Annotated in this window: 14 protein-coding genes; 9 read left to right on the top strand and 5 right to left on the bottom strand. The window is 41.4% G+C overall.

The genetic code is table 11. The features are described from left to right. The first annotated feature begins 4 nt into the window (after nucleotides 1-4). The 6 genes from MK405_RS08445 (at nucleotide 5) to MK405_RS08420 (ending at nucleotide 5,276) form a co-directional block, all read left to right on the top strand. A complete protein-coding gene (locus MK405_RS08445; protein WP_268704778.1) occupies nucleotides 5-829 on the top strand; it encodes an ABC transporter ATP-binding protein in 825 nt (274 codons plus the stop codon). Further along, the gene (locus tag MK405_RS08440; protein WP_268704777.1) at nucleotides 822-1,520 is read left to right on the top strand and encodes an ABC transporter permease; all 699 of its coding nucleotides are present in this window, start codon (nucleotides 822-824) and stop codon (nucleotides 1,518-1,520) included. Before MK405_RS08445 ends, MK405_RS08440 begins: the two co-directional genes overlap by 8 nt. Before the next feature lie 9 nt (nucleotides 1,521-1,529). Next, nucleotides 1,530-2,171, top strand: a complete 642-nt coding sequence (locus tag MK405_RS08435) for a CPBP family intramembrane glutamic endopeptidase (protein ID WP_001050638.1) — start codon at nucleotides 1,530-1,532, stop codon at nucleotides 2,169-2,171. A gap of 17 nt (nucleotides 2,172-2,188) precedes the next feature. Further along, on the top strand, nucleotides 2,189-2,407 hold the full coding sequence (locus MK405_RS08430; protein WP_000832176.1) for a hypothetical protein: 219 nt from the start codon (nucleotides 2,189-2,191) through the stop codon (nucleotides 2,405-2,407). Nucleotides 2,408-2,558: 151 nt separating this feature from the next. Beyond that, complete coding sequence (gene aspS, locus MK405_RS08425) at nucleotides 2,559-4,316, top strand: aspartate--tRNA ligase (protein ID WP_268704776.1); 1,758 nt, start codon at nucleotides 2,559-2,561, stop codon at nucleotides 4,314-4,316. A gap of 18 nt (nucleotides 4,317-4,334) precedes the next feature. After that, complete coding sequence (locus MK405_RS08420) at nucleotides 4,335-5,276, top strand: YitT family protein (RefSeq protein WP_250315672.1); 942 nt, start codon at nucleotides 4,335-4,337, stop codon at nucleotides 5,274-5,276. Nucleotides 5,277-5,309: 33 nt separating this feature from the next. On the opposite strand, the gene MK405_RS08415 is transcribed toward MK405_RS08420, so the two are convergent. The 5 genes from MK405_RS08415 to MK405_RS08395 form a co-directional block, all read right to left on the bottom strand. Beyond that, nucleotides 5,310-6,296 (bottom strand): LacI family DNA-binding transcriptional regulator, encoded by a 987-nt coding sequence (locus MK405_RS08415; protein ID WP_268704775.1) that lies wholly within the window; start codon nucleotides 6,294-6,296, stop codon nucleotides 5,310-5,312. A 9-nt stretch (nucleotides 6,297-6,305) separates the two neighbouring features. Beyond that, nucleotides 6,306-7,106 carry a DUF1189 domain-containing protein gene (locus MK405_RS08410; protein ID WP_268704774.1) on the bottom strand — a complete coding sequence of 267 codons (801 nt, stop codon included), beginning with the start codon at nucleotides 7,104-7,106 and terminating at the stop codon, nucleotides 6,306-6,308. 259 nt (nucleotides 7,107-7,365) lie between these two features. Then, complete coding sequence (locus MK405_RS08405; RefSeq protein WP_001065640.1) at nucleotides 7,366-8,208, bottom strand: sugar ABC transporter permease; 843 nt, start codon at nucleotides 8,206-8,208, stop codon at nucleotides 7,366-7,368. Nucleotide 8,209: 1 nt separating this feature from the next. Further along, entirely contained in the window at nucleotides 8,210-9,502 is a 1,293-nt protein-coding gene (locus MK405_RS08400) for a sugar ABC transporter permease (RefSeq protein ID WP_212576554.1), read from the bottom strand. 124 nt (nucleotides 9,503-9,626) lie between these two features. Then, the gene (locus MK405_RS08395; RefSeq protein WP_084911283.1) at nucleotides 9,627-10,895 is read right to left on the bottom strand and encodes an extracellular solute-binding protein; all 1,269 of its coding nucleotides are present in this window, start codon (nucleotides 10,893-10,895) and stop codon (nucleotides 9,627-9,629) included. Nucleotides 10,896-11,367: 472 nt separating this feature from the next. Here MK405_RS08395 and malQ point away from each other — a divergent pair, with 472 nt between their 5' ends. The 3 genes from malQ to MK405_RS08380 all read left to right on the top strand — a co-directional run bounded on the left by malQ (nucleotide 11,368) and on the right by MK405_RS08380 (nucleotide 15,623). Then, nucleotides 11,368-12,885 (top strand): 4-alpha-glucanotransferase, encoded by a 1,518-nt coding sequence (malQ, locus tag MK405_RS08390; protein ID WP_000747316.1) that lies wholly within the window; start codon nucleotides 11,368-11,370, stop codon nucleotides 12,883-12,885. A 22-nt stretch (nucleotides 12,886-12,907) separates the two neighbouring features. After that, nucleotides 12,908-15,166 carry a glycogen/starch/alpha-glucan family phosphorylase gene (gene glgP, locus MK405_RS08385; protein WP_268704773.1) on the top strand — a complete coding sequence of 753 codons (2,259 nt, stop codon included), beginning with the start codon at nucleotides 12,908-12,910 and terminating at the stop codon, nucleotides 15,164-15,166. A gap of 250 nt (nucleotides 15,167-15,416) precedes the next feature. Beyond that, nucleotides 15,417-15,623 carry a hypothetical protein gene (locus tag MK405_RS08380; RefSeq protein ID WP_143990046.1) on the top strand — a complete coding sequence of 69 codons (207 nt, stop codon included), beginning with the start codon at nucleotides 15,417-15,419 and terminating at the stop codon, nucleotides 15,621-15,623. The last annotated feature ends 37 nt before the right edge of the window (nucleotides 15,624-15,660 follow it).

Genomic DNA, 15,660 nt, shown 5'->3' with positions numbered 1-15,660 from the left:
TCCTATGATTCGTGTTGAAAATGTAAGCAAAAGTTTTGGAAGCAAGAAAGCTCTGCATCAGATTTCTTTTGAGATTCAAGAAGGTGAAATCTTTGGCTTCCTAGGTCCCTCAGGTTCAGGTAAAACAACCATGATCAATGTTCTGACGGGTCAGTTAGCTGCAGATCAGGGTGAGACCGTTCTCCTAGGAAAGTCCTCTCGAAATTTGACTTCAAATGATTTGGAACAAATCGGGATTGTTAGTGATAGCAGTGGTTTTTATGAAAAGATGAGCCTCTATAAAAATCTGCTCATTTATGCAAAATTATACGGTCTTAAAGCTTCTAGAGTAGATACAGTGCTTGATCAAGTTGGGTTATCAGATGCCAAAAACCTTATTGCGGAAAAACTATCCACAGGTATGAAACAACGGATGTTCTTGGCTCGTGCTCTTCTAAATGCTCCCAAAATTCTCTTTCTAGATGAGCCGACAAGTGGTCTTGATCCTACCACCTCAAAATCGATTCATGCTCTCTTACAGGAACTGAAGCAGGCTGGGACAACGATCTTCTTAACAACCCACGATATGAATGAAGCAACCTTGCTTTGTGATCGACTCTCTCTTTTAAATAAGGGAAACTTGATTGAGTATGGCAGTCCACAAGAGATTATCCAGAAATACCATGTGGACAAAAAGGTTCGTTTATGCTACCAAGATGGGCGTGAACAAGTGGTTCCTTTTGAAGAATTGCCTCATTTGAATACGACAAATCTAATAGCTGTTCATTCTTGTGAACCGACTTTAGAAGAAATCTTTATTAGATTGACAGGAGAAAAGTTAGATGTTTAGAAAATTAAATGCCCTTCTTTGGTTAAGGTTACAAGTTCTTATTAGCAATTCAACCTTGTTAGCAACTTTATTAATGCCCTTTGGTATTGCTATCCTGTATAATGAGTTCTTAAACAAGAGTGGAGAACTGACTATGTTTCTCCTCTCTACGAGTTTGACGATGGTCTTGAGTATGGGAAGTGGTTATATGGTATCGATTATGATGGCTGAGGATAAGGAAAAACGCAATCTTAAATCCCTCATACTAAGTGGTGTGACAGCAACGGAGTATACTCTGAGCATGATGGCTCTTCCTCTTCTAGTGGTGCTTTTTTCGATGGTTGTTCTCCCTCTATATCTTAAAGTTGATTTGACAAACTACTTTCTTACCTATGGTCTCTATCTGCTTCTGGCAACTATCAGCATTATCTTTCTTAACATTCTTATCGGTGCAGTATCAGATACTCAGTCTAAGGCGCAAGTGTATAGTATTTTTCCTATGCTAACCTTCTCTTTCTTGCCCACTCTTGCTGTTCAAAATGAAACTGCGCAAAAATTGTTGGACTATTCTTTCATTGGTCCATTGGTAAGTCTGTTAAAAGCAGGTGGTGGAGAGTTATCTTTGAGAAGTCTTGGTCTTTTGCTAGCATGGGTCCTTTTGCTAGGATTAGCTAGTCTCTTAGTATTGAAAAATAGTTATAAAGGGAAATAGGAGGCCCATATGAACTTACTTAAAAATCTTGGCTGGTTTCTTCTAGCTGTCCTATCTTTTTTCTTTGGCTATGGTCTGGTTCAGAGTATGGCTTTATCAGCGCTTGACCTAGGGGCTTCGATCTTTGGAGTCTTGCCACTCTATATCGCTCTGTCAGGGGCCTATGTTTATGGAGTTTACAGATGGTATCAGACAGAAAAGGTTAGCATCCAGACAACAGCTTTTAATCGTTATATCTGGTTGCCAACTCTGGTTTTGCTAGTAGCGATTACAGCCCAGTTCTTTCTGCCAGAAGATCCGTCAGTCAATCAACAAATCGTATCTCAACTGACAGTGGCTCAGCCTGTATTTGGTTTCTTTATGGTGGTAGTCTTTGCTCCTCTGACAGAAGAACTCATCTTTAGAGGGATGCTGGCGCGCTATTTCTTTCCTAAGCAGAACAACAGCAAACAGACAGCTCTGTTTCTCCTCGTATCGAGTGTTCTTTTTGCCTTGATTCATTTTCCAGGGACTTTGCAACAGTTTTTAGTTTATGCCAGTCTGGGATTGAGTTTGGGTCTAGCTTATGTGAACCGAAAAGGTCTTCTTTACAGCATTTCTCTCCACGCTTTGAATAATTTAATCGGCTTTTTGATGATACTCATGCTATAATAGAGTCAGGAGGTCACATGAAACGAGTAATTTTATTAGCAGTGATACAGGCGGTCGTTCTCTTCTTTATCATCGGGGCACTTGCCTATGCCTTTAAAGGCGATTTCTTTTACAACTATCTAGCAGTTGTCTTTGCGCCTATTGCAGGTGTCTTGCGTTTTGCTTCGGCGTATGCGACGGAGATTGTTCTACCTAAAAAGGCAGCGGAGATTGCTGAAAAGCGTAAAAAAGGTTAAGAATCATAATCAGAGAATTCGATGACGTTTTCATCGGATTTTTTGTCTGTTCGTTTTGATTTCTAAAGGCAATCAAACTTTTCTGCTGATTTTCATGAAGTGCCTGCGCTTTTATGGTAAAATAGTAACAGAATAAAAGAGGAGAGAAACAATGAAACGTAGTATGTATGCTGGTCGTGTTCGTGAGGAACATATCGGACAAGAAATTACCTTGAAAGGATGGGTTGGGCGTCGTCGTGACCTTGGTGGTTTGATTTTTATCGACCTTCGTGACCGTGAAGGGATCATGCAGTTGGTTATCAACCCTGAAAAAGTTTCAGCAGAAGTTATGGCAACAGCTGAAAGCCTTCGTAGCGAGTTTGTCATTGAGGTGACTGGACAAGTCGCTGCGCGTGAGCAAGCCAATGATAAGTTGCCGACTGGTGCGGTTGAGTTAAATGTGACAGCTCTGACAGTGTTGAATACAGCCAAAACAACACCTTTTGAGATTAAAGATGGGATTGAGGCCAATGACGATACACGTTTGCGTTACCGTTACCTTGACCTTCGTCGCCCAGAAATGCTAGAAAACCTTAAGCTTCGTGCCAAGGTGACCCACTCTATCCGTAACTACTTGGATGAGTTGGAGTTTATCGATGTGGAGACGCCATTCCTTTCGAAATCAACGCCAGAAGGGGCGCGTGACTATTTGGTGCCATCTCGTGTCAATAAAGGGCATTTCTATGCTCTTCCTCAGAGCCCACAAATCACGAAACAACTCTTGATGAATGCTGGTTTTGACCGTTATTACCAAATCGTCAAATGTTTCCGTGACGAGGACTTGCGTGGTGATCGTCAGCCTGAGTTCACTCAGGTCGACTTAGAAACGTCTTTCCTTAGTGAGCAAGAAATCCAAGATATTACAGAAGGATTGATTGCGCGCGTGATGAAAGAAACAAAAGGAATCGAAGTGACGCTTCCATTCCCTCGTATGAAGTATGATGATGCGATGGCTCTTTACGGTTCTGATAAGCCAGATACCCGTTTTGACATGTTGCTTCAGGACTTGACAGAAGTGGTCAAGGGTGTTGATTTCAAAGTTTTCTCAGAAGCACCTGCCGTTAAGGCCATTGTGGTCAAAGGAGCTGCAGACAACTACTCACGTAAAGGCATCGACAAGATGACCGAAGTAGCCAAACAGTACGGTGCCAAAGGTCTTGCTTGGGTCAAGGTTGTGGATGGAGAATTAAACGGACCAGTTGCCAAATTCTTGACTGGCATCCAAGCAGACTTGACAACAGCGCTTGGTCTTGAAGAGAAGGACTTGGTTCTCTTTGTGGCGGATACGCTTGAAGTAGCCAATGCAACCCTTGGTGCCCTTCGTGGACGTATTGCCAAAGAGCTTGACTTGATTGATAACGATAAATTCAATTTCCTTTGGGTGGTTGATTGGCCAATGTTTGAATGGTCTGAAGAAGAAGGTCGCTACATGAGCGCCCACCATCCATTTACCCTTCCACAGGAAGAAACAGTCCACGAATTAGAAGGTGATTTGGCTAAGGTTCGTGCCATTGCTTACGATATCGTCTTGAACGGTTATGAGCTTGGTGGTGGTAGTCTTCGTATCAACCAAAAAGACCTTCAAGAACGCATGTTCAAGGCTCTTGGTTTCTCAGCTGAAGAAGCAAATGATCAGTTTGGCTTCCTTCTTGAAGCCATGGACTATGGTTTCCCACCACACGGTGGTTTGGCGATCGGTCTTGACCGTTTTGTGATGCTCTTAGCAGGAGAAGAAAACATTCGTGAAGTCATTGCCTTTCCTAAGAACAATAAGGCAACCGACCCAATGACACAAGCTCCATCAACAGTCGCTCTCAAACAACTAGAGGAACTAGAGATTCAATTGAAACCCTCTTGCTTTAACGTTTGAAATATTGAGTAGAAGAAGATGAAACAAGCAAAACGAATTAAGCGGTGGCGCTATTATCTGCGCCGCTTTGCTTATCAGATAAAAATCTTACGAGTTTTACAAAGTATCTCTCGGGAAAAATATGATGAGAAAGTCTCGGCTTCTCTGGTTTATGGCTTTTTGTCAGCAGTAGCAGTCAATTTCTTTTTTCAACCAGGACACGTTTACTCCAGTGGTGCGACGGGTTTGGCACAGATTATCTCTGCTTTGAGTAATCACTGGTTTGGTTTTTATATTCCGATATCGCTGACCTTTTATGCCATCAATTTTCCGTTGATGATTTTGGCTTGGTATCAGATTGGGCATAAGTTTACGGTCTTTACCTTTATCACAGTATCCATGAGTTCCCTCTTTATCCAGCTTGTGCCAGTTGTGACCTTGACAGAGGATCCCATCATCAATGCCCTTTTTGGGGGTGTTGTCATGGGCTTGGGGATTGGTTTTGCGCTCCGTAACAATATTTCTAGCGGAGGTACAGATATCGTCAGTCTGACCATTCGTAAGAAGACAGGTAAGAATGTCGGTAGCATTTCTTTCCTGGTAAATGGAACCATCATGCTGATAGCAGGTTTGACCTTTGGTTGGAAATACGCTCTCTACTCCATGATTACCATCTTTGTATCGAGCCGTGTGACAGACGCGGTCTTTACCAAGCAAAAACGCATGCAGGCCATGATTGTGACCAATAATCCTGACAAGGTAATCGCAAAAATCCATAAAAAATTGCACCGCGGAGCAACCATGATCCACGATGCAGAAGGAACCTATAATCATGAGAGAAAAGCAGTCTTGATTACGGTTATCACGCGAGCAGAGTTTAATGATTTTAAACACATCATGAAACAAGTTGATCCGACAGCCTTTGTCTCTGTATCCGAAAATGTCCACATTCTAGGACGATTCGTAGAAACAGACAATTAATAATACTCAAAAGACCAGCCTTGGGGCTGGTCTTTATTTTTCGATAATTTTGTGTCCAATCAACTGGCGGTAACAAATCTGTTTATTGTTTTTAGCATCGTTGATGATCTGGAGAATGGTTTCAAAGGAAACGCGCCCAAGTTCCAGACTATTGATATCGACATAAGCTACGAGGTCAAGTCGAGGATTGACAGAGTCGAAACTCAAGACAGGAACAGTTAACTGATGCTTATTGATGTAGTCACAAACTCCTTCTGCTAGGAGACTATCGGTTGTGATGATAGCGTCAATCTGTGGATCGTGATTGAACAGGAGTTCACTGAATTGATAACCTTTTTCTTCTAGAAATTCGGTCGCAAAGTAGGTTAAGTTGGTATCAATCGGAAGTTGGTGTTGTTTGAGTGCGGACTCATAGCCAGTTAGACGATCTTGCGTTACGAAGAGTCGCTTTGTACCCCCGATGAAGGCAATTCGTTTGCATCCTTTTTTGATGAAATACTCTGTTGCATCAAAGCCCGCTTGTACATTGTCATTATCAACAAGAGGGATAAAGGGTGAAGTAGATTTTCCGAGAATGAGGAAAGGGAACTGCTCATCGGCTACTAGTTTGACCAGAGGGTCTTCTTCTTGGGCATAGAGGAAAATCAAACCGTCAACACGCTTGCCATAAACCATCTGAGAAATCGCATTGAGACGTTCTTTCTCATCTTTCCCTGTTGCAATCTGAATAGCGTAGTGGTTTTCAGACGCGACTTGGGCGATCCCTCGAAGGACAGATGGGAAGAAAGGATTTTGGTAAAAGGCATCCGAGTCATCAGGGAGCACCAGGCCGATAACCTGAGTATAGCTACTTACCAGGCTACGAGCATTGAGATTGGGATGGTAGTTGAGCTCCTTCATCGCCTTGCGAACTCGTTTTTTGGTTTCATCACTAATCGTTGATTTATTTTGAATGACGCGGGTAACAGTTGAAGGTGAGACACCTGCTGCTTTAGCCACATCTTTAATCGTCACGGGCATAAAAATCTCCTATTTATGATAATCTGGATCACGGAAATGTGTCTTGTAAAAAATAGTGACCAGATAAAGAACAAAAAGAATGTTTTGTACAGTGATAAGCGTTGTCATATTTTGGCCAAAAAGTCCCAAAATAAGCGTAATCAGAGTGGGTAATCCTAAACAGTTCAAGATAAAGTGGTAGCACTCTTTAAAGGTCCTAAATGAAAAGAGACGTGATTTTTTGGTGATATAAAGGAGAAGACTAGCTCCAAGAGAGACAATGAAGAAATTCAATCCAAAGAGGAAGCTAGCACCAAGAACGAGAAAGAGACTGATATAGACCCGATTTTGTTGGTACCAATCTTTAGAAATGGCCTGGGTTAGATCTTCCTTACTCTGGAAACTCTCCGTTTGAATAGCGTGGTAGCGAATGCGAGTTAGTTCCTTACTTTCCTTACTGATGACGAGTTCTTCCGTATCAAAATGAAGTTGCAGATCCTTTGGCAATTCTTTGCTTTGGCTTAGACCAATCAAAAGAGAAGGCTGCTGATTCTTCGTACCTGAGTAGTTCAGCTTTCCATCAACGATTTGTGCATTCTCTGACAAGTCCATGATCGCTTCATCTGTCAGTGGGGTGTAGACATTATCGATAAAGGTATCCAGTGGATACGTCTCCTGTGAGCTGTTTTGAATGGCAATCGGAACCATAGACAAACTGATGAGGAAAATGCTCGTAAAGAGAAGCTGAAACCAGTTGAGATCGAAACGTTTTGAAAGGGGCTTACGAAATCCCCAGATACTAGTAAAATACGAGAATGGATATGGAAGCATAGGCATCTTTCTAAAAGTGTTTTCTATATGAGTATTATTATATAGAGAAATGTGCTTTATTTCAAGTCTAGGAGACAAATTGCTTGTCGCAAGGATATTATTTACAGTAACAATCGCTAATACTCAATGAAAATCAAAGAGCAAACTAGGAAGCTAGTCGCAGGTTGCTCAAAGCACAGCTTTGAGGTTGGAGATAAAGCTGACGTGGTCTGAAGAGATTTTCGAAGAGTATAAAATGAAAAAGGGTGGCGGGGATAAATTATCCCTTGTCGCCACCACTTGTAAGTCCTGAAACAAAGTTCTTTTGTAGGAAGAAGAAGAGAATACAGATTGGAAGGGCGATGAGGATAGCACCTGCTGAGAAGTAGGCGATCTTCATGTTTTTCACATTGCTAACGAAGGTCTGGAGACCAACGGCAACAGTAAAGTATTCTTTCTCACGAAGCAAGAAACTAGAGAGGATGTAATCCCCGAAAGGTCCCATGAAGGCCCAGAGGGCTTGTACAGCCACCATTGGGCGAACGAGCGGAAGGACAATTTGCCAGAAGCGACGGAAGTGTCCTGCACCATCTAGTTTTGCAGATTCGTCAAGAGACATTGGTACGGTATCGAAGTAACCTTTCATGAGCCAAGCATTCATCGGAATACCTCCACCGACGTAGAGGAAGATGAGGAACCAGCTATGGTTAAGGGCGTTCAACATAAGCGCCATAACGAAGAAGGCGGTCAATGCGGCCATGGTTGGCACCATTTGGATAATCAAGAAGAAGACCAAACTTTGTTTACGAGCCAAGAAGTTGTAACGGCTGTAGGCATAACCAGCAAGTACGATGATACTTGTTTGAACAGCCATTGTGATAAAGGCAATAATCAAAGTATTAAGGTACCAAGTGCCATACAAGGTTTCGGTGAAGAGCCCTTTAAAGTTATCAAAATTGAAGTCGATGTTAGTATCTAGTTTAAAGGCTGCGACGTTACCTGCTTTGAAGGCGGACATGATGGTGATCAAAAGTGGGTAGATGATGACAATTGATAGGCCAATCAAGTAGAGGTAAGTGAGGGTTTGAGTCAGTCTACGTTTGAGTTTGATTGAGTTATTCATCTTAGACGTCCTCCATATCAAATGCGTGTAGTTTCTTGAATGCGATCATAGAGATAGAGATGACAATAATTGAGATAATCAAGGTAACAGCTGCCGCCATAGAGTATTGAGGAGATGTACCTGTTGTCAAACGGTAAATCCATGAAATCAAGATATCAGTTGAACCGGCTCCGCCTCCGACAGTACCAGGACCTCCACCATTAAAGAGATACATGATAGAGAAGTTGTTAAAGTTGAAGGTGTATTGGCTGATCAATGTTGGAGCTGCAACAGCCAAAATCATTGGGAAAGTGATGTTGCGGAATTTTTGCCAAGCATTAGCACCATCGATGTAAGCCGCTTCGTAGAGGTCGTTAGGAATAGACTGCAAGATACCCAAGGTCAAAACGTAAATGTATGGGAATCCTAGCCAACCTTGCATCATAATCAAGGCAATCTTAGTCCAAGTTGGGTCTGTTTTCCAAGGGATAAGAGCTCCATCTAGGAAAGGAAGAACCTTAGACAAGAGAGGCAAGACTTGGGTGTTGATGGCACCAACACTATCATTAAACATATTTGAGAACGTCAAGATAGTGATGAAGGCTGGAACTGCCCAAGGAAGAAGGAAAATAACACCAAAGATACGTTTTCCTTTGATAAATGGTTGGTTGGCAATGATTGCTGTAAAGATACCAATAACAATCTGCAAAGTAGAAGCAGCTAAAGCCCAGATAATGGTCCAAGAAAGAACGGAACCAAAGGCTGAACGGAAGGTACTCAAGCTCCAGATGTTTGTGAAGTTCGTCAAACCAACCCAGTCCAACAATTTATTTGGTGGTAAATGTTGGAAGTCATAGTTGGTAAAGGCAATCATCAAGGTTACGATAACTGGAAAGATAATCGCAAATGTCATCGCTACATACGATGGGATGATCAAAAGGTATGGGAATCCATTCTCATAAATACCTTTAATCATATCCTTAAAGGTACGAGCTACAGGAATCCCGTTGTTGATACGTTTAGCAGTTGTATGTGCGTCCTTGATATTAAAGATATAAAAGAGCAAGTAAACGACAACAAAGATAGAATGGAAAGCACCGCGAATCAGCATGAAAAGTGAATTGTCACGACCAGGTTTGTCACCAAGAGTGATTAAATTGCTCAATTCAGGGGTTGCAAGTGTTAGAAAATACAGGACAAATAAAACGGTAACACCAAGGAAAATAAATCCTTTAGCTTTTTGTTTGTTATAAATTTGTCCTAAACCAGGAATGATTGACAGCAAGGCTGCTTTGCGAGGCTGTTGTTTTTCCATGATTACTCCTTTCATAGGATGCGAGATAAAACTCGGATTCAATCGTAGGATACGTACGTATAATAATAGGCGTATCTATAAATTCAAAGGGGGATTATGCTTCCACCCCCCTTGAACAAATCAATTATTCACCAAATTTTTGTTTGATTGTGTCCTTAATCAATGTTACAGCATCGTTAGCAGCTGTTTTCGCATCTTTCGTACCACTTACAGCTTCAAAGAGCATTGTTTTAGCTGGGTCCCAAACAGCTGACATTTGTGAGATGTTTGGCATTGGTTGAGCGTTCTTGAACTGTTCAATCACGGCTGTTGTCAACTCATCTTTTTTGCCTTCAGCATAAGTACGAGCTTCAGTATTAGCTGGGATTTCGTTTGTAGCGTCGTAGAACGCTTTTTGTTGTTCAGTTGATACAAGGAAGTCTACAAATTTTTGAGCTCCTTCAAGGTTCTTAGTGCTTGCTGGAATAACCCAAGCTTTACCACCACCAAATGTTTCATAGTTTTTACCGTTTGGAAGAGTTGGGATAGTCGCAACACCGTAGTTTACTTTAGCATCTTTGAATGCTTGAGCTTTCCAAGGACCATCGATGATAGCAGCAGTTTTACCTTCTTGGAATTGAGTTTGAATTAAGTTTGGAGCTCCTTCAGTATCTTGCATACCTTTAGGCCATTTTTCGTACCAAGATTTAGCATAGTTAATAGCTGTAATTGAACCTTCGTTTGCAAGTCCGATATCTTTAGGATCTTTACCGTTTTGGCCAAATACATAACCGCCATTACCAGCAAGAAGTCCGTATGAGTAGTAGAAGTTTGTCCAGTCAGCTAGGAAGGCAGTAGTTTTACCATCTTCACCAGCGAAAGCGTATTTGCTGTCTTTAGCAAGGTTTTCCAAATCAGCAAATGTTTTAGGAGCTTCTTTAAGCAAATCTTTGTTATAGTACAAAACGAGTGATTCGATAACAGCTGGAGCACCATAGACTTTACCACCAACAGTTACAAGAGATTTTGTTTTATCGTCTGTCTTTGCACCGTCGCTAAGAGTAACTTCTGAAAGTTGTCCGTCAGTACCAAGGCTACCTACACGGTCGTATGGAGCCATCATAACGTCAGCAGCTTTACCAGATTGGTTGTCTAGAGAAAGGTTGTCAAGACCACCCATTTGGTCCCCTGTTTTGATAGTAACTTTTACGCCAGATTCTTTTTCATAAGCTTTTGCAGCAGATTCAGCGAAGGCTTTATATTGGTCTTCAACGTAGAAAGTAAGTTCTTTTGCTTCTGAAGAGCTAGTATCAGCAGCCTTGTCGGCAGATTTGCTTCCGCAAGCTACCAAGAGCAAGCTAGCGAGAGTAGCAGTTCCGAGCACAGCAGCGCTCTTCATGAATTTAGATGACATAGTGTATTCCTCCTAAAGAATAACAGTATAATTTATTTAGAAAACGCAAACGTTTTCTTTTATGAGCCTAGTATAGCACAAATAGAAAACGGTTGCAAGCTTTTTTAAAAAGTTTTTTAAAAAAATTTTAAGGTTTCAAACATTTGTTAAAGCCTATATATAGGAAAGAACTTAAAATGTTTGTTTTTTTGAATTGAAAATATATTAGGAAAACGATTGCGTAAATTCGGCTCAGTTTTTCAGAAAATAGAGCAGATATTGGGAATGAATTATCTTAAATCAGAAAATCTTTAAAATTTTTTCGCTTATTTCATTAAATATCAGTGGGAATAAGTTTTAGTTAGATAAAAATAATTCAAAAAAATTTTTAAAAACGCTTGCATTTGTTTTTGAAATGCGTTATACTTAAATTAACGCAAACGTTTGCGCCTTGATTGCGCAACGTTTTATAACAAACACATGAGGTGCTATTATGAAAAAACGTCAAAGTGGTGTGTTGATGCACATCTCTTCTCTACCAGGAGCATACGGGATTGGATCATTTGGTCAGACTGCCTATGATTTCGTTGATTTCTTGGTTCGTACCAAGCAACGTTACTGGCAAATCCTCCCTCTTGGGACAACAAGCTATGGAGATTCTCCATATCAATCATTCTCAGCCTTTGCTGGGAATACGCATTTTATCGACCTTGATATCTTGGTAGAGCAAGGCTTGCTCGAAGCCAGTGATCTTAAAGGTGTTGACTTTGGTAGCGATGCATCTGAAGTTGACTATGCGAAGATTTATTACGCACGTCGTCCGCTTTTAGAAAAGGCAGTTAAACGTTTCTTGGAAGTGGGAGACGTCAAAGCTTTTGAGAAGTTTGCTCAAGACAACCAATCATGGCTTGAACTCTTCGCAGAATATATGGCGATTAAAGAGCATTTTGACAATCTTGCTTGGACAGAATGGTCAGATGCAGATGCTCGTGCGCGTAAAGCTTCAGCACTTGAAAGCTACCGTGAGAAATTGGCAGACAAGTTGGTTTATCACCGTGTGACTCAATATTTCTTCTTCCAACAATGGTTGAAATTGAAAGCCTACGCTAACGACAACCACATCGAAATTGTTGGAGACATGCCTATCTACGTTGCGGAAGATTCAAGCGACATGTGGGCAAATCCACATCTCTTCAAGACAGATGCCACTGGTAAAGCAACCTGCATCGCAGGTTGCCCACCAGATGAGTTTTCTGCCACTGGTCAGCTTTGGGGAAACCCAATCTACGACTGGGAAGCAATGGACAAAGACGGCTACAAATGGTGGATTGAACGCTTGCGCGAAAGCTTCAAGATTTATGACATCGTTCGTATCGACCACTTCCGTGGTTTCGAATCTTACTGGGAAATTCCTGCTGGTTCCGATACAGCAGCACCTGGTAAATGGGTGAAAGGTCCAGGCTACAAGCTTTTTGCAGCTGTTAAGGAAGAGCTTGGTGAGCTAAACATTATCGCGGAAGACCTTGGTTTCATGACAGATGAAGTCATCGAGTTGCGTGAACGCACAGGATTCCCAGGAATGAAGATTCTTCAATTTGCCTTCAACCCAGAAGACGAAAGTATCGATAGCCCACACTTGGCACCTGCTAACTCTGTTATGTACACAGGAACACACGATAACAATACAGTCCTTGGTTGGTACCGTAATGAGATCGATGATCCAACTCGTGAGTATATGGCTCGTTACACGAACCGTAAAGAGTACGAAACAGTGCCACACGCTATGCTTCGCACAGTATTTTCATCAGTGAGCTTTATGGCTATCGCTACCATGCAAGACTTGCTAGAATTGGATGAGGCGGCTCGCATGAACTACCCATCTACTCTTGGTGGAAACTGGTCTTGGCGCATGACAGCAGATCAATTGACACCAGCTGTTGAAGAAACTTTGCTTGACTTGACTACAATTTATCGCCGAATTAATGAAAATTTGGTAGAATTAAAGAAATAAGACAATATCAGGAGACACAAAAATGTTACCATTAAAAGAATTTGTACAAAAGCGTTACAATAAAACTATTGCAGAATGTAGCAATGAAGAGCTTTACCTTGCTCTTCTCAACTACAGCAAGCTTGCTAGCAGCCAAAAACCAGTCAACACTGGTAAGAAGAAAGTTTACTACATCTCAGCTGAGTTCTTGATTGGTAAACTCTTGTCAAACAACTTGATCAACCTTGGTCTTTACGACGATGTGAAAAAAGAACTTGCTGATGCCGGTAAAGAGTTGATCGAAATCGAAGAAGTAGAATTGGAACCATCACTTGGTAACGGTGGTTTGGGACGTTTGGCAGCCTGCTTTATCGACTCAATCGCTACACTTGGTTTGAATGGTGACGGCATTGGTTTGAACTACCACTTCGGTCTTTTCCAACAAGTTCTTAAAAATAACCAACAAGAAACAATTCCAAATGCTTGGTTGACTGAGCAAAACTGGTTGGTACGCTCAAGCCGTAGCTACCAAGTGCCATTCGCACATTTCACATTGACATCTACCCTTTACGATATCGATGTACCTGGTTACAAGACAGCAACAAAGAACCGCTTGCGTTTGTTTGACTTGGATTCAGTTGATTCTTCTATCATCGAAGATGGTATCAACTTTGACAAGACAGATATCGCTCGCAACTTGACTCTCTTCCTTTACCCAGACGATAGCGACAAGCAAGGTGAATTGCTCCGTATCTTCCAACAATACTTCATGGTTTCAAACGGTGCGCAATTGATCATCGATGAAGCAATCGAAAAAGGAAGCAACTTGCATGACCTTGCAGACTACGCAGTTGTACAAATCAATGATACTCACCCATCAATGGTGATCCCTGAATTGATCCGTCTTTTGACTGCACGTGGTATCGAACTTGACGAAGCAATCTCTATCGTTCGTAGCATGACTGCCTATACTAACCACACAATCCTTGCTGAAGCCCTTGAAAAATGGCCTCTTGAATTCTTGCAAGAAGTGGTTCCTCACTTGGTACCAATCATCAAAGAATTGGACCGTCGTGTGAAAGCAGAATACAAAGACCCAGCTGTTCAAATCATTGATGAAAACGACCGTGTACACATGGCTCACATGGATATCCACTACGGATACAGTGTTAACGGGGTAGCAGCCCTCCACACTGAGATCTTGAAGAACTCAGAGTTGAAAGCTTTCTACGACATCTACCCAGAAAAATTCAACAACAAAACAAACGGTATCACATTCCGTCGTTGGCTCATGCATGCCAACCCAAGACTGTCTCACTACTTGGATGAGATTATTGGACATGGTTGGCACCATGAAGCAGATGAGCTTGAAAAACTCTTGTCATACGAAGACAAGGCTGCTGTTAAAGAAAAATTGGAAAGCATCAAGGCTCACAACAAACGTAAATTGGCTCGTCACTTGAAAGATCACCAAGGTGTGGAAATCAATACAAACTCTATCTTTGATATCCAAATCAAACGTCTTCACGAGTACAAACGCCAACAGATGAACGCTTTGTATGTGATTCACAAATACCTTGATATTAAGGCTGGTAACATCCCTGCTCGTCCAATCACAGTCTTCTTTGGTGGTAAAGCAGCTCCTGCCTACACAATCGCCCAAGACATCATTCACTTGATCCTTTGCTTGTCAGAAGTGATTGCAAATGATCCAGAAGTAGCTCCACACTTGCAAGTGGTTATGGTTGAAAACTACAACGTTACTGCAGCAAGCTTCCTTATCCCAGCATGTGACATCTCAGAACAAATCTCACTTGCTTCTAAAGAAGCTTCAGGTACTGGTAACATGAAATTCATGTTGAACGGAGCTTTGACTCTTGGTACTATGGACGGAGCTAACGTGGAAATCGCTGAGTTGGTTGGCGACGAAAACATCTACATCTTTGGTGAAGATTCAGAAACTGTTATCGACCTTTACGCAAAAGCAGCTTACAAATCAAGCGAATTCTACGCTCGTAAAGCCATCAAACCATTGGTTGACTTCATCGTGAGTGACGCTGTTCTTGCAGTAGGTAAGAAAGAGCGCTTGGAACGTCTTTACAATGAATTGATCAACAAAGACTGGTTCATGACTCTCCTTGACTTGGAAGACTACATCAAAGTGAAAGAGCAAATGCTTGCTGACTACGAAGACCGCGACGCATGGTTGGATAAAGTCATCGTTAACATTGCCAAAGCAGGATTCTTCTCATCTGACCGTACAATCGCTCAGTACAACGAAGATATCTGGCACTTGAACTAAGATACAAAATTTATACTAATCACTTTGTAAAAAAAGCGAATTTCAATTGAAATTCGCTTTTTTGAATGATGTGGATTTTAGCCAATCAGGTCTAAAAAGAGATAAATCATAGATACGTTGAAGTTTTAGAAATACTGCTTTTTACTGTATTTCAGTCTCATGATTCTTCGTAGTTGATGGCCTCGTATTTCTTGTATCCGCTTATAATTTGTATCATAATAGCATTGTGGTGAAGAAAGAAGGTGTTTATATGTGGAAAAAATATTTTTCAAAATATAAATGGACTGATTTATTCTGGATACTATTTGTGATTGTGACATGCCTCTTGACGGGCAATAATACTCTTTTTCCCCTTACCCATCAAGATATCTCTTATCATGGCTGCTATTTGGGGATTACACTTGCCTCATTTCACTTATTATTCATTGATAAATTTGTCATTTCGAATCGAAGATAAATGGAGAGGTTAAAATTTTTTCCACTTTTCGGATAGA

Origin of the sequence: Streptococcus oralis (assembly GCF_026782345.1) — a bacterium.
GTDB lineage: Bacteria > Bacillota > Bacilli > Lactobacillales > Streptococcaceae > Streptococcus > Streptococcus oralis_CK.
This window is presented reverse-complemented; position numbering and strand designations above follow the sequence as displayed.

Coding starts and splice junctions, on each gene's coding strand:
- MK405_RS08410 (WP_268704774.1), bottom strand. CDS start 7,106: ATGCTTCCATATCCATTCTCGTATTTTACTAGTATCTGGGGATTTCGT.
- malQ (WP_000747316.1), top strand. CDS start 11,368: ATGAAAAAACGTCAAAGTGGTGTGTTGATGCACATCTCTTCTCTACCA.
- MK405_RS08415 (WP_268704775.1), bottom strand. CDS start 6,296: ATGCCCGTGACGATTAAAGATGTGGCTAAAGCAGCAGGTGTCTCACCT.
- MK405_RS08435 (WP_001050638.1), top strand. CDS start 1,530: ATGAACTTACTTAAAAATCTTGGCTGGTTTCTTCTAGCTGTCCTATCT.
- MK405_RS08380 (WP_143990046.1), top strand. CDS start 15,417: ATGTGGAAAAAATATTTTTCAAAATATAAATGGACTGATTTATTCTGG.
- MK405_RS08430 (WP_000832176.1), top strand. CDS start 2,189: ATGAAACGAGTAATTTTATTAGCAGTGATACAGGCGGTCGTTCTCTTC.
- aspS (WP_268704776.1), top strand. CDS start 2,559: ATGAAACGTAGTATGTATGCTGGTCGTGTTCGTGAGGAACATATCGGA.
- glgP (WP_268704773.1), top strand. CDS start 12,908: ATGTTACCATTAAAAGAATTTGTACAAAAGCGTTACAATAAAACTATT.
- MK405_RS08405 (WP_001065640.1), bottom strand. CDS start 8,208: ATGAATAACTCAATCAAACTCAAACGTAGACTGACTCAAACCCTCACT.
- MK405_RS08400 (WP_212576554.1), bottom strand. CDS start 9,502: ATGGAAAAACAACAGCCTCGCAAAGCAGCCTTGCTGTCAATCATTCCT.
- MK405_RS08440 (WP_268704777.1), top strand. CDS start 822: ATGTTTAGAAAATTAAATGCCCTTCTTTGGTTAAGGTTACAAGTTCTT.
- MK405_RS08445 (WP_268704778.1), top strand. CDS start 5: ATGATTCGTGTTGAAAATGTAAGCAAAAGTTTTGGAAGCAAGAAAGCT.
- MK405_RS08395 (WP_084911283.1), bottom strand. CDS start 10,895: ATGTCATCTAAATTCATGAAGAGCGCTGCTGTGCTCGGAACTGCTACT.
- MK405_RS08420 (WP_250315672.1), top strand. CDS start 4,335: ATGAAACAAGCAAAACGAATTAAGCGGTGGCGCTATTATCTGCGCCGC.